At 68.9% G+C, this 19,645-nt stretch carries 21 protein-coding genes and 1 pseudogene; 12 read left to right on the forward strand and 10 right to left on the reverse strand.

The genetic code is table 11. The features are described from left to right. From ABDZ36_RS01815 to ABDZ36_RS01835, 5 genes and pseudogenes are all read left to right on the forward strand, one after another. Nucleotides 1–101: pseudogene (locus ABDZ36_RS01815) on the forward strand (IS5/IS1182 family transposase); the annotation flags it as partial. Next, nucleotides 98–376: a DUF7571 family protein gene (locus tag ABDZ36_RS01820; protein ID WP_211311722.1), complete on the forward strand. Its 279-nt coding sequence runs from the start codon at nt 98–100 to the stop codon at nt 374–376. The pseudogene ABDZ36_RS01815 and the gene ABDZ36_RS01820, both read left to right, overlap by 4 nt. A gap of 24 nt (nt 377–400) precedes the next feature. Next, on the forward strand, nt 401–1,498 hold the full coding sequence (locus ABDZ36_RS01825; RefSeq protein WP_211311723.1) for a pyridoxal phosphate-dependent aminotransferase: 1,098 nt from the start codon (nt 401–403) through the stop codon (nt 1,496–1,498). Nucleotides 1,499–1,686: 188 nt separating this feature from the next. Continuing rightward, nucleotides 1,687–1,845, forward strand: a complete 159-nt coding sequence (locus ABDZ36_RS01830; RefSeq protein ID WP_211311724.1) for a hypothetical protein — start codon at nt 1,687–1,689, stop codon at nt 1,843–1,845. A 264-nt stretch (nt 1,846–2,109) separates the two neighbouring features. Further along, a complete protein-coding gene (locus tag ABDZ36_RS01835; RefSeq protein WP_211311725.1) occupies nt 2,110–3,171 on the forward strand; it encodes an ArsA family ATPase in 1,062 nt (353 codons plus the stop codon). 134 nt (nt 3,172–3,305) lie between these two features. Here ABDZ36_RS01835 and ABDZ36_RS01840 read toward each other — a convergent pair whose 3' ends face one another. From ABDZ36_RS01840 to ABDZ36_RS01855, 4 genes are read right to left on the reverse strand one after another with little or no spacing between them, the layout of a single operon-like run. Next, nucleotides 3,306–4,613 (reverse strand): glycerate kinase type-2 family protein, encoded by a 1,308-nt coding sequence (locus ABDZ36_RS01840; RefSeq protein ID WP_211311726.1) that lies wholly within the window; start codon nt 4,611–4,613, stop codon nt 3,306–3,308. Beyond that, nucleotides 4,613–5,434, reverse strand: a complete 822-nt coding sequence (locus ABDZ36_RS01845; RefSeq protein ID WP_211311727.1) for an SDR family oxidoreductase — start codon at nt 5,432–5,434, stop codon at nt 4,613–4,615. Before ABDZ36_RS01845 ends, ABDZ36_RS01840 begins: the two co-directional genes overlap by 1 nt. Nucleotides 5,435–5,491: 57 nt before the next feature. Next, nucleotides 5,492–6,289 carry an endonuclease V gene (locus tag ABDZ36_RS01850; RefSeq protein ID WP_211311728.1) on the reverse strand — a complete coding sequence of 266 codons (798 nt, stop codon included), beginning with the start codon at nt 6,287–6,289 and terminating at the stop codon, nt 5,492–5,494. Continuing rightward, entirely contained in the window at nt 6,290–7,180 is an 891-nt protein-coding gene (locus tag ABDZ36_RS01855; protein WP_211311729.1) for a rhomboid family intramembrane serine protease, read from the reverse strand. It abuts the gene before it with no gap. Nucleotides 7,181–7,378: 198 nt separating this feature from the next. Between ABDZ36_RS01855 and ABDZ36_RS01860 the strand changes: the two genes are divergently transcribed. The 3 genes from ABDZ36_RS01860 to ABDZ36_RS01870 are packed head-to-tail and all read left to right on the forward strand — an operon-like array spanning nt 7,379 to nt 10,061. After that, nucleotides 7,379–7,852 carry a DUF5788 family protein gene (locus tag ABDZ36_RS01860; protein ID WP_211311730.1) on the forward strand — a complete coding sequence of 158 codons (474 nt, stop codon included), beginning with the start codon at nt 7,379–7,381 and terminating at the stop codon, nt 7,850–7,852. Beyond that, entirely contained in the window at nt 7,852–9,609 is a 1,758-nt protein-coding gene (gene polX, locus ABDZ36_RS01865; protein WP_211311731.1) for a DNA polymerase/3'-5' exonuclease PolX, read from the forward strand. The genes ABDZ36_RS01860 and polX overlap by 1 nt, the downstream gene beginning before the upstream one ends. Continuing rightward, nucleotides 9,609–10,061 carry a Mut7-C RNAse domain-containing protein gene (locus ABDZ36_RS01870; RefSeq protein ID WP_211311732.1) on the forward strand — a complete coding sequence of 151 codons (453 nt, stop codon included), beginning with the start codon at nt 9,609–9,611 and terminating at the stop codon, nt 10,059–10,061. The genes polX and ABDZ36_RS01870 overlap by 1 nt, the downstream gene beginning before the upstream one ends. Nucleotides 10,062–10,097: 36 nt before the next feature. Here ABDZ36_RS01870 and ABDZ36_RS01875 read toward each other — a convergent pair whose 3' ends face one another. Beyond that, a complete protein-coding gene (locus ABDZ36_RS01875; RefSeq protein ID WP_211311733.1) occupies nt 10,098–10,976 on the reverse strand; it encodes a cell division protein CdpA domain-containing protein in 879 nt (292 codons plus the stop codon). Between the two features lie 102 nt (nt 10,977–11,078). On the opposite strand from ABDZ36_RS01875, the gene ABDZ36_RS01880 reads away from it, so the two are divergent. Continuing rightward, the gene (locus tag ABDZ36_RS01880; protein ID WP_211311734.1) at nt 11,079–11,450 is read left to right on the forward strand and encodes a DUF5789 family protein; all 372 of its coding nucleotides are present in this window, start codon (nt 11,079–11,081) and stop codon (nt 11,448–11,450) included. 8 nt (nt 11,451–11,458) lie between these two features. On the opposite strand, the gene ABDZ36_RS01885 is transcribed toward ABDZ36_RS01880, so the two are convergent. From ABDZ36_RS01885 to nreA, 3 genes are all read right to left on the reverse strand, one after another. Continuing rightward, nucleotides 11,459–12,235 carry a CPBP family intramembrane glutamic endopeptidase gene (locus ABDZ36_RS01885; protein WP_211311735.1) on the reverse strand — a complete coding sequence of 259 codons (777 nt, stop codon included), beginning with the start codon at nt 12,233–12,235 and terminating at the stop codon, nt 11,459–11,461. Between the two features lie 67 nt (nt 12,236–12,302). Beyond that, entirely contained in the window at nt 12,303–12,602 is a 300-nt protein-coding gene (locus tag ABDZ36_RS01890; protein WP_211311736.1) for a hypothetical protein, read from the reverse strand. Between the two features lie 34 nt (nt 12,603–12,636). After that, on the reverse strand, nt 12,637–13,905 hold the full coding sequence (gene nreA / locus ABDZ36_RS01895) for a DNA repair protein NreA (RefSeq protein ID WP_211311737.1): 1,269 nt from the start codon (nt 13,903–13,905) through the stop codon (nt 12,637–12,639). A gap of 209 nt (nt 13,906–14,114) precedes the next feature. Between nreA and ABDZ36_RS01900 the strand changes: the two genes are divergently transcribed. Beyond that, a complete protein-coding gene (locus tag ABDZ36_RS01900) occupies nt 14,115–14,258 on the forward strand; it encodes a PhlB family protein (protein WP_211311738.1) in 144 nt (47 codons plus the stop codon). 284 nt (nt 14,259–14,542) lie between these two features. On the opposite strand, the gene ABDZ36_RS01905 is transcribed toward ABDZ36_RS01900, so the two are convergent. Next, nucleotides 14,543–17,023 carry a DNA topoisomerase I gene (locus ABDZ36_RS01905; RefSeq protein ID WP_211311739.1) on the reverse strand — a complete coding sequence of 827 codons (2,481 nt, stop codon included), beginning with the start codon at nt 17,021–17,023 and terminating at the stop codon, nt 14,543–14,545. A 214-nt stretch (nt 17,024–17,237) separates the two neighbouring features. Here ABDZ36_RS01905 and ABDZ36_RS01910 point away from each other — a divergent pair, with 214 nt between their 5' ends. Beyond that, nucleotides 17,238–17,603 (forward strand): DUF7994 family protein, encoded by a 366-nt coding sequence (locus tag ABDZ36_RS01910; RefSeq protein WP_211311740.1) that lies wholly within the window; start codon nt 17,238–17,240, stop codon nt 17,601–17,603. A 69-nt stretch (nt 17,604–17,672) separates the two neighbouring features. After that, nucleotides 17,673–18,044, forward strand: coding sequence for a DUF7994 family protein (locus ABDZ36_RS01915; RefSeq protein ID WP_211311741.1), 372 nt, complete (start codon nt 17,673–17,675; stop codon nt 18,042–18,044). A 1-nt stretch (nt 18,045) separates the two neighbouring features. Here ABDZ36_RS01915 and gatB read toward each other — a convergent pair whose 3' ends face one another. Then, nucleotides 18,046–19,524 (reverse strand): Asp-tRNA(Asn)/Glu-tRNA(Gln) amidotransferase subunit GatB, encoded by a 1,479-nt coding sequence (gene gatB / locus ABDZ36_RS01920; protein ID WP_211311742.1) that lies wholly within the window; start codon nt 19,522–19,524, stop codon nt 18,046–18,048. Nucleotides 19,525–19,645: the final 121 nt, after the last annotated feature.

Raw genomic sequence — 19,645 nt, forward strand, 5'->3', positions numbered from 1 at the left:
CGTACGGCTCCGCCGTCCGAGCGCGAGCGTGGTATCGCCAGTTTCGTGAAATTGTGCTCGCCGCCGCAGTCTACAACGTCGAACAAGCCGTGAAACAGTGAATCCCGTCGCCCTCTGCGGATTCAATGAAGCCGTCTTGGACAAACGACTCGAATCCCTGCGCGAGCTGACGGTCGACGACTTCAACGTCTGTGCGGACTGCGCGACCGTCGTTGCGGACGCCTGCGTGGAGTGCGGCGGCGCGGTGTACGTTCCGCGGAGCGCCGACGAGACCCCCGACTTCTGTCCGGCGTGTCGCGCGGGCCAGATTGCCCGGACCGGCCGCGACCCTGGGTGGACGCGAGATGCGGCCTCGCCCGGATCGGGAAGCGCTTAACCGGGCCGCGGCCGCCCTGCCGGTATGGAGTACGAGGAACCGCTCTTCTTCACGGTGATGCAGTACGCCGACGCCGCCGACCGCGACGTCGTCGACATGGTGTCGGGCAACCCCGACTGGGGCGCGCCAGAGGCCATCAGCGAGGGGCTTCACGACTACGCCGACACGGGCGGCGAGCAGTTCCAGTATCCGCCGAGCGCCGGCCTCCGCGACCTCCGCGAGCGGATCGCGACGCGTCGCGGCGTCGAGACCGAGCGCGTGATCGTGACGAACGGCGGCGGGATGGCGAACACGCTCGGGATGGCGCGCGCCCTCGAACGCTTCGATGGGAGCGAGGTGCTGATGGCCGATCCCGTCTACCCGTACTACCCCGGCAAGACGGAGATGCTCGGCGGCGTCCAGCGCTTCGTGCCCGTCGACGACGAGGGTCGCCTCAATCCCGCCGACGTCCGCGCGGCGGCGAGCGACGAGACGGCGTGTATCGTCGTCAACACGCCGAACAACCCCACGGGGGCCGTCTATCGCGAGGACGCGATGCGCGAGTTCGTCGCCATCGCCGAGGAGCACGACGCGATGCTCGTTTCGGACGAGGTGTACGACCACTTCGACTTCTCGGGCGCGTTCACGTCCGCACTCTCGTTCGACTCCGCGAACGTCGCCGTCACCAACTCCTTCTCGAAGACGTACGCCATCACGGGCTTTCGGGTGGGGTACGCGGTCCTCCCCGAGCGCGACGCCCCCGCGGCCCGGACGCGCAACATGCTGACGAACGTGGCGACGAGCCGGCCCGCACAGGCCGCGGTCCTGCACGCCTTGGAGACGACCGACACGTCCTACCACGAGGCGAACCGCGAGCGGCTGCGCGAGCGCGTCGAGACGTTCACCGCGGCGCTCGATCGCGCCGGCGCGGAGTACACGACGCCCGAGGGCGCGTTCTACGTCCTCGCGCGCTTCCCGGACTACCCCGGGACGATGGCGAACGCCAAACGCCTCATCGACGAGGTTGGTGTCGCCGGGATGCCCGGCGAGGCGTTCGGCGAGGCCCGCAGCGACTGGCTCCGGTTCGCGCTCGTCTCCCCGCGCGTCGAGACGGCGGCGGAGCGACTCGCGAGCTTCTTCTAAACGACCTTTCGCCGCGCGCGCTTCGCGCGCTGGCAAAAGCTCGGCCAAAAGCCTGCAAGCCTCCCGTTGGTCGGCTCTTGGCCCGCTCGCTCCTGCCGGTCGCTCGCGGTAGGTACGCGGGCTGTGCTTCGCGGAGTTTTACCGATTTGAATCGTCGGGGTTAAATACCGGGTTGGGAACGGTACGGTATGGGGAAAACGGAGGAGATTCAACTCGGGATTCTGCTCGTTCTGTTCGGTGGATTCATTCTCATAGATGCTAATAGCAGTCTTCCGATGGCCCTCGAATTCGGGATTATGGTTATCGGGCTTGGCATCGGAGTTGTGGGCGCTATCAGACCAGAGTAACGCCGACTGTTCGAGACGGCCAACTCTCGTCCTCCATCGGACGTTACCCCCTCCTCTGTATTGAACGTCTGCGGTACGATCTCCGGCCCAGCGTGCTCGCACGAAGCGCTCGGTCTTTTTCTCCCTCGCGGGACCTTCGGCCCCGCTAGTCCCGCGCTCACTCCGTTCACGCGGACCGTGTTTTTCGAGGAGCAGTTCAGCGAAGCCGAACCCGACGAGGAAAAAGACGGTGGACATACAGCCGTGGAACCCCCTTACTCGGCCATGAGCGAACTCGAAGTCGAAGCGGTCGAGGATGTCGGCGCACCGAGCGTCGCGGCCGGCACCGCGGAGTACGTCCTCTACGGCGGGAAGGGTGGCGTCGGGAAGACGACGATGGCGGCGGCGACGGGCCTCGCGAGCGCGACGGACGGGACGCCGACGCTCGTCGTCTCCACCGACCCGGCGCACAGCCTCTCCGATACGTACGAGGTTGACGTCCCGAGCCAGCCGGGACGGCTCCGCGACGACATCCCGCTCTGGGGCGTCGAGATCGACCCCGACGAGGCGATGGAGCGCGCGGGCGCGATGGGCCTCGGCGGCGACGGCGGGGGCGCGGGACCGATGGGTGGCCTCGGCGACCTCCTCGGCGGTGCTGGCGACGACATGTCGAATCCGCTCGGCGGGCCGATGCCGGGCGCGGACGAGGCGGCGGCGATGCAGTTACTCGTCGAGTATCTCGACGACGAGCGTTTCGAGCGCGTCGTCGTCGACACCGCGCCAACGGGCCACACGCTCCGCCTGCTCGAACTCCCGGAGCTGATGGATTCGATGATGGGGCGGATGCTCCAGTTCCGCGAGAAAATGGGCGGGATGATGGAGTCGATGAAGGGGATGTTCGGGGGTGGCGACGACGCCGCGGGTGCGGACGCCGGGATGGACGGCGTCGAGGAGGTTCGTGAGCGCGTGGCACGCCTGCGTGCCGTCCTGACAGACCCCGCGCGGACGGACTTCCGAATCGTCACCGTTCCCGAAGAGATGAGCGTGATGGAGGCAAAGCGCCTGCGCGAGCGTTTAGCGGAGTTCGACATCCCGGTCTCGACCGTGGTGGTGAACAAGGTGATGGAGCCGCTGGTCGACGTCGTGCCCGAGGTTCCGGAGGAGACGTTCGTCTCGCCGAACCTTGAGGCGTGCGCGTTCTGCCAGCGCCGTTGGGACGTCCAGCAGGACGCGCTCGCGGAGGCCCAGGACCTCTTCCGTGGTCACGAGGTAAAGCGCGTCCCCCTCTTGGCCGAGGAGGTCCGTGGTCCCGACACCCTGCGCGTTGTTGCGGCCTGTCTCGCCTAACGTGGAACCACACCGATCGGCATGACCGGCGCAGCTCCGACGTCTGAGACAGGGTAACGTGCTGCTCGCGTCGTTGCCCCCGCCGTCGCATGTGGGTCCTGTCGTGGCCAGCCTCGTCGTCGCGCTAGCCTGACTTAGCCGACGACGAGCACCCGCAGGTCGTTCACGTTCGTCCCCGTCGCGCCCGTCTCGACGAGCGCCCCGGCGTCGTCGAGTGCGGGAAACGCGTCGTTCGCGCGGAGAGCGCGCCGGGCTGCCAGTCGATCCGAGAGGGTGTCCGCGTCCACAACCGCACCCGCGGCGTCCGTCGCACCGTCGATCCCGTCCGTGTCCACCGCACAGAGCGCCGTGTCTTCCCCGAGTTCGAGCGCCGCCGAGAGCGTGAACTCCAAGTTCGGCCCGCCCTCGCCATCGCCCCGGACCGTCACGGTACACTCGCCACCGGAGACGACGACGCAGGGTGGATCAAGGGGTTCGCCGGTCGCCAGCGCCTCCTCCGCGACGGCGACGTGGGTCTTCGCGGCCTCGCAGGCCTCGCCGCGGACGCGCGTCGAGAGCACCATCGTTTCGTAGCCGGCCTCGCGCGCCCGCGTGATCGCGGCGTCCACCGCCGTCCGGTTCGTCGCGAGCACGTGCGTCGAGACGCGCTCGAAGGCCGAGTCGTCCGTGCCTGGAGTCTCCTCGCGCTCGCCGTCTCGTCCCGCCTCGAGGTGCGCACGGACCGCCTCGGGCACCGTCACGTCGTAGTCGTCGAGGACGGCGAGCGCGTCCGCGTACGTCGAGGGGTCGGGCACGGTCGGGCCGCTCCCGATCACCGAGAGGTCGTCGCCGACGACGTCGCTGAAGACGAGCGTGGCGACGCGTGCCGGGGCGAGCCGTGTGGCGAAACGACCGCCCTTCAGCGCCGAGCAGTGCTTGCGCACGGCGTTCACCTCGTGGATCGTCGCGCCGCTGTCGAGCAGGGCGTCGGTCGTCGCCCGGAGGTCCCCGAGCGACAGTCCCTCAGTGGGGGCGGGGAGGAGCGCGCTCGCGCCGCCCGTGATCACCGCGAGGACGAGCGTCCGCTCGTCGACTGCATCCGCGGCCTCGCACAGCGCCCGCGTCGAGTCGACGCCGCGCTCGCTCGGTACTGGATGGTCGCCGGGCAACACCTCGACGCGCTCGGTTTCGGCGGGATCGTCCGTGACGACGACGCCACCCGACAGCGCGTCACCCAGGGCGTCCTCGAGCGCCGCTGCGACCTGTGAAGCCGCGTTGCCGCCCCCGAGGACGATTACGTCGTCGTAGTCGTCGAGGGCGAACGTCGCGTCGGCGATACGGAGCGTGTCGCCGTCGCGAGCCACCGCGTCGCGGACGACCGTTGCTGGATGGGCGGCGTCGATCCCCGCCAGTGCACATTCGCGCGCGAGGCCGCGGCGCGCGTCAGCGTCGTGCACCACCATTAGGCGAGGTCGTAGAGCGTGTTCACGACGCGATCACGCAGCCGGTCGGGGAGGTAGCGTGCGAGCGACATCGCCCGTGCAGCCGAGCCGACGGGGTAGCGCGCGTCGGGTTGGGTCGTGCTCGCGGCCTCGAGAATCGTCGCCGCGACGTCCTCGGGCTGGCTCGTCGCGAAGCCGTCCGAGACGGTGTCGAACCCCTCCAAGAACCGATAGACGCGGTCGTACGCGCCTGAGGCGTCGACGGGTTCGAGTTCCTCGCTCACGCGCGCGCCGAAGCCGGTGTCGACCGGGCCGGGCTCGACCAGTGCGACGTCGATCCCGTATGGTTCGACCTCGCCGCGCAGCGCGTCGCTCAGGGCCTCGAGGGCGAACTTCGAGGCGGCGTAGACGCCCTGGCCGGGCGTCGAGAGGCGTCCGACGACGCTGGAGACGTTGACGATTGTCCCCGCCTCGCGCTCGCGCATGTGCGGGAGCACCGCGCGGAAGAGCCGATGGGGGCCATAGACGTTCACGTCGAACTGCTTGTGCACTCGTCGCGTCGGGACGTCCTCGACCGCGCCCATCTGGCCGTAGCCCGCGTTGTTCACGAGGCAGTCGAGACGGCCCTCGGCCGCGACGAGCTCTTCGACGACCTGCTGGCACTGTGCGGGCTTCGTCACGTCCAGCTCGGCGGTTCGTGCGCCGGCCTCGCGAAGGGCGGCGAGGTCGCTTTCGTCGCGTGCCGTCGCCCACACCGTCCACTCCTCGTCGAGGAACGCCTCGGCCGTCGCTCGGCCGATCCCGGACGAACAGCCCGTGATGAGTACGGTCTCGTCTGTCATACCCGCCCCGTCGCGCGCCGGGCAGTTAAGCGTGGGCGAAGCACTCCCGTCGCGCCGCTATTCGCGCGCCTGCTCGCCGACGGCGGCGTCCGCAATCCGGGTCGGTTCGGGAAGCTTGTACCCCGCACAGACCGCGCCGACGAGGTCCGTCGCGGTGCCCGTCGCGACGCGGTGGCCGGGGCTGACAACGAGCGGATTGACGTGCCGGCGATCCGGGGTGTCGTACTGCCGGGACTGGTAGAAGTGGCCGATCGTGGTCCCGTTCGCGCACGTCTCGACGTCGTCGTCCGCCTCGATCGCGACGCGCTCGCCCGCGTCGAGGTAGCGATCGGAGACCGATTCGACCGGCGTCCCGCAGAGGAGGTTCTTCGCGACGCCGACCGTCGGGACGTCGAAGAGCACGCCGACGTGCGTGGCGATACCGGCCTCGCGGTAGTGGATGCGGCCGCTGCCGTCGAGGACGAGCAGGTCCGGCGCGACGGTCAGCGTTTCGAGCGCGTCCGCGATCGCCCCGCCCTCGCGGAAGGCGAGCAGCCCGGGGATATACGGGATTTCGAGGGGTGCGTGCCCGACCGCCCGCTCGATCACGCGCCCGCCGCGGATCGCCACCGCAACGGAGACGGCCTCCTCTTCGCGGAAGGCCTGATCCACGCCGACGACGATCGGCCGGTCACCGTCGAAGGTCGTCTGCGCGGGGTCCGTCTCCTCGATCGGCTCGTCGATCGCGACTGCGTCCGGCGTGAGACCGTGGTCGTCCGCGAAGGTCGCGTCCGCGGCGATATCTCGCTGCATCGCCTCCATCGCGTCGGCGTCGAGCGCGGGGTCCGGCAGGTAGCCGGGACGGACGATCTCCATTCAGATGCGCCCCCGGCCGGGACCGCCCGGTCCGCCCCCACCGCCCAGTGTGAGCTCCTCCGGTGCGCGCTCGCCCTGCGACTTGAGGTACGCGCCGTAGAGGAGGCCGACGGCGAGGCCCGCGAGGTGCGCGACCTGTGCGACGCCGCCGCTTCCGATGCCGCCGACCGACGTCACGAACAGCGAGTAGGCGGCGAAGCCGAGCGTGAACAGCCAGAGCGGCACGGGGAGGATGAAGTAGATGTACACCCGCAGGCTCGGGTTGAGCACGGTAAGCACGCCCATCACGGCCATGATCGCGCCGCTCGCGCCGAGGACGGCCGTGTACTGCCCGAGGAACGCGGCGCTAACGACCTGCGCGAGGCCGGCGAGCACGCCCGCGCCGAGGAACAGTGCGGCGAAGCGCCCGGAGCCCACCCGCCGCTCGACCGTCGGCCCGAAGAAGTAGAGCACGAGCCCGTTGAAGAAGAGGTGCGTAAACCCGTTGTGCGCGAAGATCGACGTGAACCACGGGTAGACCCACGCGAGGTTCGTCGTGTTCAGCGTGAAGAGGTTCTGCACCGCGAGCGGCGAGAGCCCGAGCGCCGGGAGGGCATACCGGAGCGCCGTCACCACGACCATCAGCCCGAGGAAGACGAACGAGACGTTCCCCCGGACGTAGCTCAGCGGCCCGCCCGTCGCGCCCACCGACTCGACGGCGCGCCCGACGCGCGATTTCTCCTCGCGCCCGGTCTCCTCCGGGCCGAAGACGCCCGCCGGATCGTTCCACTCGTCCAGCCCCGGACACTCGTGGTTCTCCGGGAGCCGGTGATCCTCGCAGTACGTGCCGCCGCAGAACCGGCAGCGATAGGGCATCCCCACCTGCTTCCCGCAGCGGTCACACGTCGCCATTACCCGATACCTCGGACGGCACGCGGTTAGGAACTTCGGTCACGCCGTCGCGCCACCCGCCCTCTCGGTGGTCGTTCGTCTCTCCGTGGCACGAAACGCCGCGCTACTCACGGGTCGTCCCTCCCCGCTCACCATTTCGTGGCGCTTCGCGCCACGCGGCCCCCAGCCTACAAGGCCACCGCGAGCGAGGATCCACGCATGAAGGAGTACGAGCGCAAGGGGCTCTTAGAGCGCATCGGACGCGAGTCCGCGACAGTCGGGGCGACGATCCCCGACGAGATCGCCCTCGACGGCGAGTCGTTCCCGCTCCGCGAGTTCGTCTTCGAGACGAGCGGGCTCGACCGGATCCCACCCGAGCGTCGCGAGGAGGTCGCGGACGCAAAACGCACCCTCCGGCGGGCGCGCCGCGAACGCGTCGAGCGATTGGAGGAAGCCGAGCTCGACTACGCGGAGGGCGAGACGCTCGCCGACGAGGTCATCGGGATCGACCGCGCGCTGAACGCCCTCGAATCGCTCGGCTCGGGCGGCGACATCGAGCGCGAGATCTCGGCGAAGGAGGCCGCCGACACGAAGCGCTGGCACACCTTCCTGAAGAAGGCGCTCGGACACGACGACGGTAGTTCGCGGGGCCGCGGCCGCGGGAATGAGGTCGGGCGGAGCGGGGACCGATAGTGAGCCGGAACGCCGAGGTCGCCGACGTCCTGGAGGAGTACGCGGACCTGATGGAGGCACAGGGGGACGACTACCGACCGAACGTCTACCGCCGCGCCGCGGACAACGTTCGCGACCATCCCGAGGCGATCGAGGACCTCGTTGCGGAGGGCCCTGATGCGGTGCAGGAGATCGACGGCGTCGGCGAGGGGATCGCCGAGCACGTCGTCGACTACGTGGAGATGGGCACGTTCGAGGAGCTCGAGGACGCCCGCGACGACCTGCCGGTCGAAATGGACGTGTTGACGCGCGTCGAAGGGGTCGGCCCGAAGACGGTAAAGAAGCTCTACGACGCGCTCGGCGTCACCACGCTCGACGACCTCGAAGCCGCGGCGGAGAACGGCGAGATCCGCGAGGTCTCGGGGTTCGGCGCGAAGACGGAGGAGAACATCCGCGAGGGCGTCGCGTTCGCCCGACAGGCCGGCGAGCGTGACCTGCTCGGCGACACCCGCCCGATCGCGGACGACGTCACGGACTACCTCGAAGAACACGACGCCGTCGAGCGCGTCGCGGTCGCGGGCTCTATCCGACGGTGGCGCGAGACGAACGGCGACGTGGACGTCCTCGCGGCGAGTGACGCGGGCCAGCGCGTCGGCGACCACCTCGCCGACTGGGGGCGCGTCGGCGACGTCATCGAGACGGGCGAGACGAAGACCTCGGTCCGGGTGAACGGCCTGCGGGTCGACCTCCGCGTCGTCGTCGGTGACGAGTTCGGCGCGGCACTCCAGTATTTCACGGGCTCGAAGGCGCACAACGTCACGCTGCGCAATCACGCCATCGCGCAGGACAAGAAGGTCAACGAGTACGGCGTCTTCGACATCTCCGATGTCGACGACCCTGACGCGGGCCAGCGCGTCGGCGACCTGCTTGCCGCTGAAAGTGAAGAAGACGTCTACGACGCGCTCGGCCTCCCGTGGATCGCGCCCGAACTCCGTGAGGACCGCGGGGAGATCGACGCCGCGCGCGAGGACGCCCTCCCCGACCTCCTCGCCGAGGACGACCTCCGAGGAGACCTCCACGTTCACACCGACTGGTCCGACGGCGACTACTCGCTCCGCGAGATGGTCGATGCGGCCGTCGAGTTCGGTCACGACTACGTCTGCATCACCGACCACGCTGAGGGCCCCGGCGTCTTCGGCGACTCGGGGTTGAGTGACGCGGACCTCCGCGAGCAGGCCGACGCGATCGCCGATCTCCGCGACGACGTTGACGCCGACATCGAGGTGCTCCACGGCGTCGAGGCTAACGTCGATGCCGATGGCGAGGTGGGCGCGGTGAGCGACGACGTCCTCGCCGACCTCGACCTCGTGGTCGCCTCCCCACACTCCGGGCTCGGCGACGACGGCGGCGACCAGACCGACCGGCTCGTCGCGGCGGTCGAACACCCACACGTCGATATCCTGGGCCACCCCTCGGGTCGCCTCATCAACGAGCGTCCGGCCATGACGTTCGACGCCACCGACCTCGCTGCCGCTGCCGCGGACGCCGGGACGGCGCTGGAGGTGAACGCAAACTACCATCGCCTCGACCTCTGGGGAAGTGCCGTTCGCGCGGCCGTCGAGGCCGACGCGCCGATCGCCATCGATACCGACGCACACTCGCCCGAGGAGTACGCCCAGCGCACCTACGGCGTCCACACCGCCCGCCGCGGGTGGGCCGCGGCCGGCGACGTGCTGAACACGCGCGACGTCGACCGGCTCCGGGCTTTCCTCGACTGATGGCCGGACCCGAAGACACGCCGCTGTTGCTCGACGTCATGCTCGGCAAGCTCGCGCGCCTCCTGCGGATGTGCGGCTACGACGCCGCGTACGCCCTCGATCGTGGCGTCGAGGACGACGACCGGCTCCGCGAGATCGCGGCCCGCGAGGACCGGACGCTCCTCACGCGCGACGAGGAGCTCGCCCGGCGCGCGCCAGACAGCGTCCTCCTCCGGACGCGCCACGTCGACGACCAGCTCACGGAGCTCGACGAACGCGGGTTCACCCTCGCACTCCCCGACGAGCCGGTCCGCTGTGCGACCTGTAACGGCCGTCTAGAAGAAGCGAGCGGCCCGCACCCCGAGCACGTGCCCGACGACGCCGAGCGCGTGTGGCGCTGTGTCGATTGTGGCCAGCGGTACTGGAAGGGAAGCCACTGGGACGACGTGGCGACGCGGCTGGCCGGGCTGTAACCGACCCCCCATCCGCTCGCGCTGCCGGGCGCTGAGTCACTCGCGCGTCCACTGCTCGCAGGCGTCCATGTCGTCCATGAGTTCGTCGTGGTAGCCACAGTACGGATGGATGTCCTCGTCGTCGTCGGTGCGGACGTAGTCGAAGTGCGCGCAACTGCCGCAGTAGCGGTCGGGGCCGACATCGGCGGTCGATGCGTCCGCCTTGCTTGCCTTCTCGGGATCGTCGCCCGGCACGTCGCGGACGTCCGGCGTTGTCGCGCCGCCGTCGGAGGTCGGCTGTGGCGTGTGGTCGGGATCGTTTCGTTCGACGCCACCGAAGACGCCGACCCCGCCGAAAGAGCCCCCTTCGGAGACCGCGGCGCGGGCATCGTCGAGGTCCTCGCGGGCCACTTCGACGGTCTTCGTTTCCCCATCCTCGGTCACGGTGAGGGTGACGGTCCCACCGGGGGCGTTGCGCGTCTTGAACGTCGCGACGGCGGTGAACAGACACCAGAAGATCACGATGAGGCCGAAGGCGTAGACGAGTGCACCGACGAGCGCCGCGGTCGAGGGGACGGAGCCACCGCCCGCGTACCACCGCATCGGGTAGGCGTAGCGGAGAATCAGTGTACCGGCGACGGCGACGAGCGCGCCCCCGGCGGCCGCGACGCGGTAGAACCGGCTCGCGGGCAGGACGGTGAAGATGCCGACGAAGATGGCCGGGACGCCGAGACAGCCAAGCGTCAGGCCGAGTTCGCGCGCGCCGAACTGCGCCGCAGTCGAGGGGTTCGCCCCCATCACGAGGTGTGTCGCGCCGGCGAGGATACCGGCGACGACGAGCAGCGCGCCCGCCCCGAAGAGCGCGGTCCCCGCGTAGACGCGCCGCTGGCTCGCGCCGTTGGCGTCGCGCTGGTACGCGTCCGCGAGGCTGGTCATAGGCCCACATACGACCCCGGGCGTAAAAACGGTGCGTCAGACGCCCGCCCCGCGAGCGCGCGCACCGAAAGCCCTAATCGGCGGCCCATCGACACCTCGCGTATGGCAGACGACGAGGAGGAGACGGCGGAGCCCGCGGTCGAACTTGGCGCGGGCGCACCCGTCGAGGGCGTCCCGATCGCGCGCGTCGCCTCGCGGTTCACGTGGGGTATCCAGCGTAGTGAGATCGTTCGCCGCGACGGCGAGACGGCAATTCGGACGCCAGCGGGCCCGCGACGCCTCGCGGACGTCCTCGCGCACTGCGACGTTCCGTATTTCGAGTCACGTCGCGAGTTCGTCGAAACCGTGCGCGAGCAGGTCGGCGACGGCCCGGTGCCCGCGGGCGACGTGGGTGCAGGGAGCGATGGCGCAGACGACGCTCACGAAGACATCGACGCAGACGACGCCGGCGCGGACGACGCCAACGCGTCGTAACGGTCTGTTTAGCTGAGGAAGCCGGCGGCCTGTTGGAGTTCGTCGCTGTACGCGATGGAGACGTAGAGCAGACTGAACTGCGTCGCGTTGTACGCGCCGTGGACGAGCGCCGGCACCGTGAGGTTGCCCGTGTACTCGTAGAGGCCGCCGAGGACGAGCGAGATGACGAAGAGCGCGCCGATGGTGACGAGTCGCCCGGAGAGCGCCCCGGAGAGCGACGTGAAGTGAACGCTCGCGAAGATGAGGCTGGCGAGCAGGACGGCGGGGACGCGCCCGAAGCGCTCCCGGAGCGTCCCCTGCACGACGCCGCGGAAGAGCAGTTCCTCGCCGGGGCCGACGAGGAGGAAGGAGAGCGGGACGAGCAACAGGAGGACCTCGGGGTGTTCGGCACCGAAGTTCGCGACCTCGTTGCTCGCCGTCGGCGCGCTCGTCGTCTGGAGAATGGCGCTGATGACGACGAGTGCACCGAGTGCGCCGAGCCAGCCCGCGACGGCGAGGCCGATCTCGCGGATCGTCGGCACGCGGAACGTGATGAAGCGACTCGGGTCGTCGCGGTATTTCGCGTAGGCGTACGCGACCGTGCCGAACGCGATGCCTTGGAGCAGGACGACACTGAGGACGATGGAGAGCGACGGCGTGAGCGAGAGCCCGGCGAACCTGATGCCGACCACCGCGACGATGGTGAGGAGGAGCCCGAAGGCGAGGCCGCCGAGGCCGACGCCGGTCGCCAGCGCGAGCGTCTTCGCTTGAGCGCCCCGATCTGGGGCTGCGGACGGACGTGACATTACCGTGTGGTTAGCACGCGAGTCACAAAGGTACTCCTTTCGACGGCCGTCGCGTTCGTGATGGGTGTCATCGGTCGTCTTTCCGCGTCGGCGTGGCGTCACGGTCTTCCTCGCCATCGCGGCCGTCCTCGCTGCTCCCGTCGCTCTCATCCACGCGTTCGCGGAGGGTATCGACCTCGCGTTCGAGTTCTTTGAGGCGCTCGTCGCGGCGTGACGAGCGCGCGAACAGGTAGCCACCGCCGCCGAGCAGGAGGAGCGTCGGGATGCCGAAGACGCAGACGGCGAGCAAGAGGATCACGAGCAGTTCCATGCCGCCGGGTAGCCCGACGAAGGCGGGCGCGGGGAACAGTGCGGGGAGAGTAGACATACCGTCGCGTACCGTTCGCGACGTTGTAAGTCTTCTACGACGTCCAGTCGCTCAGGCCGGTCTGGAGGCCGGCGACCATCGTCGACTTCCGCCGGAGGTCGCCCATGGAGACCGGGAGGTGCTCGGCGAGATCGCGGACCGCGCCGTGGAGCGTCTCGGCGTCGACGGCCTCGCGCTCGAAGGCGTGGCGGACGCTTTCTCGCACCTGCCAGACGCCGACGGGAGCCCAGTAGTCGTCGGAGACCTCGCGGAGGACGAGCGCCTTCGCCTGTCGGCCCCGCTCCGCTAAGTGTTCGAGGACGCCGAGGCGTGCGGCGTAGTACGCGCCCGCGGTCTCGTCGACGTAGCCCGTGCGGCCCTCGTACCCCTCGCTCGCGGCGGCCATCCAGATGTCGCCGCTCGGGTCGGGGTTCCAGACGCTGCCGGGGGATTTCATCTCGACGAGCTCGAACTCCCAACTGCCGGGCGCGAGGACGACCCAGTAGCGATTGCCCATGTACTCGTTCATCCGGACCTCGACTCCGTTGATGCTCGGCGCATCGCGGATCCCCCCGCGGAGGTATTGGCCGACGGTGTCGTCGACGGCCGTGATCGACCAGCGCGTCGGGACCAACCGCCTGTTCTCGCCCTGCCCGAGCGCGCCGACTGAGAGCACGCGGTTGACGTCGTAGACGTCCAGACCGTGCTCGTAGAGGTAGACCATCGCGCCCTGCGCGCGCCAGTCGTCGTCCTCGAGGGTCTTCTCGACCGCGCGCGGGACGTGTGGGTTCTCGGTCAGATCGGCTGATTCAACCGACGCGTTCGGGCCGCTCGGGGCGTTCGCGCTCGGCTGGGCGTACTGATCGGGGTCGAACTCGGGCGTCGAGGCGAGGCCGATCTCGACATCCACCGGCCGGTCCGCGATGGCGACCTCGCGTTGCGTGCCGACGAAGCCGTCCCAGACGTCCTCGACGTTCACGTCCGCCGAGCGTCGGGAGTTGAGCAATCCCGTGCGGTATTGGAGGACGTTGTCGATCCCGAGGCCGCGCTCGTACCACGCGCCGCTCGTCGCGTACTCCGCTGCGTCCTCCTCCTCGGCGACGGGTGAGAGGATGCCCGCGGAGACGTTCGGGTAGGACGATCGGCCGACGAAGACGGAGGGCGCGCTCGCCCCGTAGAGCGAATCGCCCTGTTGGACGGCCTCGAAGGAGGCGCGCGCGTCGTCGAGGTAGTCCGTGATCGCGTAGGACTTCTCCTCGGCGAGTTTCCGCCGCTCGTACTCCTCGTCGGGCTTTAGCCCCTCGACGTAGTCGTCAAGCCGCATCGCCACGTGGTTGGGTCGCGGCGGGCATAAGCCCACGGCTCGCGACGATGTTGGTGACTCCAACACTGTAACGGAATACGAGTAGAAATAGCAGAACCGTTGGGGAATGGACGAGTATATTCGGCTATTCGTCCTATATATTGCTATATTAACCCGAATCTAGCCGATAGTTATTTGTGGGTGTGGGACACAGTAGGCTTTGTAGGACGATGGCTACGATCACACACCTCGCGACGCAACTCCTGTCCGATCCCACGGATCACGACTTCGAGTGCCGGCTCTGTGGGCAGGGGTACGAAACGCCGCGAGAGAACTGCCCGGCGTGCGGGAGCCTCGACGTCGAGGCGCTCTAACGCCACCGATGTCGACACAGCCAGAATCAGACGACTCACGACACCCGACGATGACGTATCGACCATCGCTCACGCCACGACACCGACGCCCCGCTCGTGCGACGTTCGCACGCGACCGACCCGCAACGGAGGTGCGTCGGTACTGACCGACGACCTGCGATCCGACGACCACCGACGCGACGATCGTCGTCCGGTCGGTGACCCTGCGCCGGGCGCTCCGATGCGCCACCCTGCTTCCTCCCGGTTCCGTGCTGCGACCCCCACCAGGGGTCGCGTGCTCAGTCTCAGTCCGCCTTCGCCTGCCAGTCGCGGACTCGCTCCGCGCTGACGCCCTCGACCGACTCGGCGATGCCCTCGGCGTCGGCCTCGGCCAGATCCGCGAGATCCTCGATCCCCGCGTCAGCGAGTTTCTCCTTCGTCTTCGGGCCGATCCCCTCGATTCCGTCGAGACCCTGGCGCGCCCGGTACTCCTCGTAGTTACAGATCGGACAGCCCAGTTCCCACGGCTCGTCGTCGCCCTCGTCGTGGACGACGAGTTCGGGGAGGTCGTGCTCATCGCAGTAGGTGTCCGTCACCTCGATCTCGCCGCGCCGCGGAAGCGGGAGTGAGTACTCACAGTCCGGATAGCGCGTACAGCCCACGAGTCGCGACCCCGACTGGAGCTTGCGAATGGCGAGTTCGCCACCGTGCTCTGTACCGCAGTCAGGACACGGCCCGATCACCCGGTCCTCGGTCTCGGCCGCCTCCTCCGCCGCACAGAGCGGGCAGCCGTGGACGAACGTGTTCCGCCCAGCGAGCATCTTCACCTCGTTGAGGCCGTGCTCCTCGCACTCGGCGTCGAGCACGACCGGCTCGCCCGTCGAGGGCAGCGGGAGCGTGAAGCGACAGTCGGGGTAGCCGTCGCACCCGACGAAGTACGACCCCTGCCGGCTCCGGCGGACGAGCAGATCAGAGCCGCACTTCGGACACGGTCCGAGGCGCTTGTCGGCCTTCAGCGACTCGCGGAGGTGTTCGCCGATCTCCTCGCGCGACTCATCAAGCGCCTCGAAGACGCGATCGAGGATCTCGCGGGACTCCTCGGTCACCGCATCGAGGTTCTTCTCGCCCTCCGCGATCGCCGTCATGTCGGCCTCGAGTTCGGCCGTCATCTTCTCGGAGACGACGAGATCCGCGTACTCCTCGGCGGCCTCCACGACGGCCATCGCGAGCCGTGTCGGGCGCGGCGGGTCGTTCTCGACGTAGCCCCGATCGTAGAGCTTCTCGATGGTGTTGTGTCTCGTGCTCTTCGTCCCGATTCCCATCTCCTCCATGGTCTCGATGAGCCGCGACTGGCCGTATCGCCGCGGCGGCTGGGTCTGTTTCGCCTCGATGCGGGCATCCGCGATGGCGAGCTTCTCGCCCTCGGTGACGTCCGGGACGTAATTCTCGTCCGTCCCGAAGTAGGGGTAGACCGCGTGGTAGCCCTCTTCGACGAGCCGGCGGCCGTTCGCCTTCAGCTTCTCGCCGTCGGCCGATGCGACGACGCGCAGGTGCTCCCACTTTGCGGGCTCGGCGAGCGTCGCGAAGAAGCGCCGCACGACGAGTTCGTACACTTCCCACTCGTCCTCCGAGAGGTCGCTTTTCGCCGGGAGGTCGGGCGTCGGGTGGATCGGCGGGTGGTCGGTCGTCTCCTCGTCGCCGCGCGTCGCCTCCAACTCGTCGAGCGCCTCCAGTCGCTCGACCGACTCGGCGAAGTCGCGCTGGGCGGAGAGCGCATCCAAGAGATCGGCGGGGTCGAGGTCGTCGGGGTAGACGGTGTTGTCAGTCCGCGGATACGTGATGTACCCCGCGGTGTAGAGGTCCTCGGCGATGCTCATCGCGCGGCCCGCGGCGTACCCCAGCGAACTCGCGGCGCGGATGAACTGCGTGGTGTTGAACGGCGCGGGCGGATCGTCCGTGCGGGTGCGCCGCCGGACGGACTCGACGACCGCCGTCGCGGCCTCGCGCAGGACGTCGAAGGCCGACTCGGCGTCGTCTTCGTCCCAGACGCGTTCGGCCTCGTTGTCCTCGTCGTCGAGATAGAAGTACTGCGCCTCGAAGGTCGTCTCGTCCTTCTCCAGATCGGTGAACAGCTCCCAGTAGTCCTCGGGGTCGAACGCCTCGATCTCGCGTTCCTTATCGACGATGAGCTTCAGGGTCGGGGACTGGACGCGGCCCACGGAGATGAAGTCGTCACCCACCTGTCGCGCGGAGAGCGAGAGGAAGCGCGTGAGCGCCGCCCCCCAAATCAGATCGACGATCTGCCGGGCCTCGCCCGCGGCGGCGAGGTCGAAGTCGAGGTCGTCCGGGTCCGCGAACGCCGACTTCACCTCGTTCTCGGTGATCGAGGAGAAGCGCACCCGCGAGACGGGGGCGTCCTCGTTGGCCTCGCGGACGAGTTCGTACGCCTCCTTCCCGATGAGTTCGCCCTCGCGGTCGTAGTCCGTCGCGATGATGACCGAGTCGGCCTCGCCGGCGAGGCGCTTGAGGACGTTCACGATGGACTCCTGCGTCGGCGTCTTCGTCACCGGGGCGTCCGCGAGCTCCGCCGGCTCGACGTCGCGCCAGTCGCTGTACTCCGGGGGGAAATCGACGCCGACGACGTGGCCGGAGAGACCGATACACCGCCGGCCACCCCAGCCGTAGACGTCGACGCCGCCGCTGCGCTCTGTGGACGCGCCGCCGTCGCTCAGGATGTCGGCGATGCGACGGGCGGCGTTGTCCTTCTCTGTGATGATGAGTTCCACGGTGGTTGTCCGCCTCGCGGCGGTCTTATCCACCGGTATGCCGGACGCACTTCTAAAGCTTTCGGGGCCCGAGACGCTCGTTTTCACGCGTCTGAGGGCGTGTACACGCCGACGCGTGCGAGGACACGCGAGCCGTCGCGTGGGCGGCCGTGCCCGGCGGCGAGCGCGCCCGCGAGGAGGTGGATACTTGAGTGCGGCCGACGCAGGGACGCCCATGGCCCTCACGTTCCGCCGCTTTGGCTACCTCGGCGCGTTCCTGCTCACCCTCGCCGCCGTCTTCTTCGCCGTCTTCGGTGCCCCCGCACTCAGCGGCACGACCGGCCTCCAGCTCGCCGTCTTCGTCGTCGCCGGCGTCCTTGAACTCCTCGGCGGGTTCGGAAACCCGATCCGCGAGCGCGTCGGCGCGCTCCGGCTGGTGGGGACCGGCCACGTCTTCCTCGGTGCCTCGATGTGCCTCGGCGCGCTGACTGGCTCGGGGCTCGTCTTCCAGGCGCTCTTCTGCCTCTCCGGACTCGTGCTCGTCGCCTTCGGCGTCGACTACCTGCTCGGCGGAAACTACTTCGAAGCCCCCGAGGTGTAGGCTGCGCGTCCGCTCGCGACGGCCCGGACGCTGGCGAACGTTCTTCGGCGGCCGTGACGAATGCCGCATATGGTCAACATTCGGTACTTCGGCTACCTCGGTGTCTTCTTGCTCGTCCTCACCGCTGCGCTCGCCGCGCTGTTCGGCCTCGGGAACCTCCACGGTGCGATCGCGGTCCAGATCGGCCTGCCCGTTCTCGCCGGCCTCTTCGGTGTCGCTGGCGGGTTCGCGAACCCGCTCCGCGAACGCGTCGGCGCACTTCGCCTCGTCGGCCTCACTGACATCAGTCTCGGAGCCTCGATGGCTGCCAGCGCCCTCACAGCTACCGACGCGCTCGTCTTTCGCGCCGTCGTCGTCCTCGGCGGGGCCTGTCTCGCCCTCATCGGTGTCAACTACCTCGCCGGCGGGCGGTTCTTCGACGCCGGCGATGTCGACGTCTGAGCTACCCGTCTAGCTCCTCGCGCAGGAGGCCGTTCACCTGTCCGGGGTCCGCGCTTCCACCGGTCTTCTGCATCACCTGTCCGACGAGGAAGTTGATCGCGCCCTCGTCGCCGGCCTCGTAGTCCGCGACGGCGTCGGGGTTCTCGTCGATGGCCTCCTCGACTGCGGCCTGCACTTCGCCCGCACCCGTCTTCCCGAGGTCCTCGGCCTCGACGATCGCGTCCGGGCTCGCCCCGTCGTCGAGCATCTCCCGAAGGACGACCTCGCGGGCGTTCTTCTCGGTGATCTCGTCCTCGGCGACGAGCTCGACGAGATGGGTGAACTCATCGAAGCGACCCTCGAGGTCCGTCACCGCCATGTCGCGGTAGTTGAGCTCGCCGAGGAGGTTGTCGGCCACCCACGTCGCCGCGAGATCGGGGTCGTACTCGCGGGCGATCTCCTCGAAAAAGTCCGCGACCTCCTTCGTGGAGGTGAGCTTGCTCGCCGCCTCGGCGCTCAGGCCGTACTCCTCGCGAAAGCGCTCGCGGCGTGCGTCGGGGAGCTCGGGGATCTCGAGTTTCTGCTTCCAGTCCGCGACTTCGAGGGGTGGGAGGTCGGCCTCCTCGAAGTAGCGATAATCCTTCTCGGCCTCCTTCGAGCGCATCGAGACCGTAATGCCGCGGCTCTCGTCCCAGTGGCGCGTCTCCTGTTCGACCTCGCGCCCGCGCTGGATGGCGTTGCGCTGGCGCGTCACCTCGTAGGCGAGCGCCTGCTGGGCCCCCTTGTGACTGGAGATGTTCTTCACCTCGGTCCGGTTGGCCTCCTCCAGGGTGGCGTCGTCGACCTCACCGGCCAGCTCGCTCGCGGGCACCATCGAGATGTTCGCGTCGACGCGGAGGCTGCCGTCGCGCTCGGCGTCGTAGATCCCGAGGTATTCGAGGACCTCCTCGAGTTTGGCGAGGAAGGCCCGTGTCTCGTCGGGCGAGCGGAAGTCGGGTTCGGTGACGATCTCGACGAGCGGCGTGCCGGCGCGGTTGTAGTCGACCTTCGTGTAGTCCGCGGTGTCGATGCTCCCGCCGACGTGTTGGAGGCTTCCAGGGTCCTCCTCGAGGTGTGCGCGCGTGATGCCGATGTCGCGGCGGCGGTCCTCGACGCGGACCTCCAGTTCGCCGGCCTGGCAGATCGGCGCGTCGTACTGGGTGAGCTGGAACCCCTTCGGGAGGTCGGGGTAGAAGTAGTTCTTCCGGTGGAACGTCGTTCGCTCCGGGATGTCGGCGTGGAGGGCCTTCCCCAACCGAACGGCGGCCTCGACTGCGCCCTCGTTGAGGACGGGGAGCGCGCCGGGGAGGCCGAGGCACGTCGGGCAGGTGTGTGTGTTCGGCTCCGCATCGGCGGCGTCGGTCGAACACCCACAGAAGATCTTGGTGTCCGTCTCCAATTGCACGTGGACCTCCAGCCCGATGACGGCGGCGAGGTCCTCCGTGGCGGCCTGCGTGCTCATTGCGGACTGTTTCGACGCCCGGGCGCTTAGTCGTGACGAAGGGCCGCCCGATTCGGCGTCCCCTCCCGTTTCACCCCGCCGTACGTCAGCCGAGCGTCTGACGCACGACCGCCACACGCTT

Origin of the sequence: Halarchaeum salinum, from assembly GCF_039520965.1 — an archaeon.
In the GTDB taxonomy this organism is placed as follows: domain Archaea; phylum Halobacteriota; class Halobacteria; order Halobacteriales; family Halobacteriaceae; genus Halarchaeum; species Halarchaeum salinum.

What these genes read in the sequence shown, in the direction of transcription:
- ABDZ36_RS01825 (WP_211311723.1), top strand. Translation starts at nt 401, where the DNA reads ATGGAGTACGAGGAACCGCTCTTCTTCACGGTGATGCAGTACGCCGAC.
- ABDZ36_RS01850 (WP_211311728.1), bottom strand. Translation starts at nt 6,289, where the DNA reads ATGGAGATCGTCCGTCCCGGCTACCTGCCGGACCCCGCGCTCGACGCC.
- ABDZ36_RS01910 (WP_211311740.1), top strand. Translation starts at nt 17,238, where the DNA reads ATGGCCCTCACGTTCCGCCGCTTTGGCTACCTCGGCGCGTTCCTGCTC.
- ABDZ36_RS01900 (WP_211311738.1), top strand. Translation starts at nt 14,115, where the DNA reads ATGGCTACGATCACACACCTCGCGACGCAACTCCTGTCCGATCCCACG.
- ABDZ36_RS01875 (WP_211311733.1), bottom strand. Translation starts at nt 10,976, where the DNA reads ATGACCAGCCTCGCGGACGCGTACCAGCGCGACGCCAACGGCGCGAGC.
- ABDZ36_RS01915 (WP_211311741.1), top strand. Translation starts at nt 17,673, where the DNA reads ATGGTCAACATTCGGTACTTCGGCTACCTCGGTGTCTTCTTGCTCGTC.
- ABDZ36_RS01860 (WP_211311730.1), top strand. Translation starts at nt 7,379, where the DNA reads ATGAAGGAGTACGAGCGCAAGGGGCTCTTAGAGCGCATCGGACGCGAG.
- ABDZ36_RS01835 (WP_211311725.1), top strand. Translation starts at nt 2,110, where the DNA reads ATGAGCGAACTCGAAGTCGAAGCGGTCGAGGATGTCGGCGCACCGAGC.
- ABDZ36_RS01880 (WP_211311734.1), top strand. Translation starts at nt 11,079, where the DNA reads ATGGCAGACGACGAGGAGGAGACGGCGGAGCCCGCGGTCGAACTTGGC.
- ABDZ36_RS01840 (WP_211311726.1), bottom strand. Translation starts at nt 4,613, where the DNA reads ATGGTGGTGCACGACGCTGACGCGCGCCGCGGCCTCGCGCGCGAATGT.
- ABDZ36_RS01845 (WP_211311727.1), bottom strand. Translation starts at nt 5,434, where the DNA reads ATGACAGACGAGACCGTACTCATCACGGGCTGTTCGTCCGGGATCGGC.
- ABDZ36_RS01890 (WP_211311736.1), bottom strand. Translation starts at nt 12,602, where the DNA reads ATGTCTACTCTCCCCGCACTGTTCCCCGCGCCCGCCTTCGTCGGGCTA.
- gatB (WP_211311742.1), bottom strand. Translation starts at nt 19,524, where the DNA reads ATGAGCACGCAGGCCGCCACGGAGGACCTCGCCGCCGTCATCGGGCTG.
- ABDZ36_RS01855 (WP_211311729.1), bottom strand. Translation starts at nt 7,180, where the DNA reads ATGGCGACGTGTGACCGCTGCGGGAAGCAGGTGGGGATGCCCTATCGC.
- nreA (WP_211311737.1), bottom strand. Translation starts at nt 13,905, where the DNA reads ATGCGGCTTGACGACTACGTCGAGGGGCTAAAGCCCGACGAGGAGTAC.
- ABDZ36_RS01830 (WP_211311724.1), top strand. Translation starts at nt 1,687, where the DNA reads ATGGGGAAAACGGAGGAGATTCAACTCGGGATTCTGCTCGTTCTGTTC.
- ABDZ36_RS01870 (WP_211311732.1), top strand. Translation starts at nt 9,609, where the DNA reads ATGGCCGGACCCGAAGACACGCCGCTGTTGCTCGACGTCATGCTCGGC.
- ABDZ36_RS01885 (WP_211311735.1), bottom strand. Translation starts at nt 12,235, where the DNA reads ATGTCACGTCCGTCCGCAGCCCCAGATCGGGGCGCTCAAGCGAAGACG.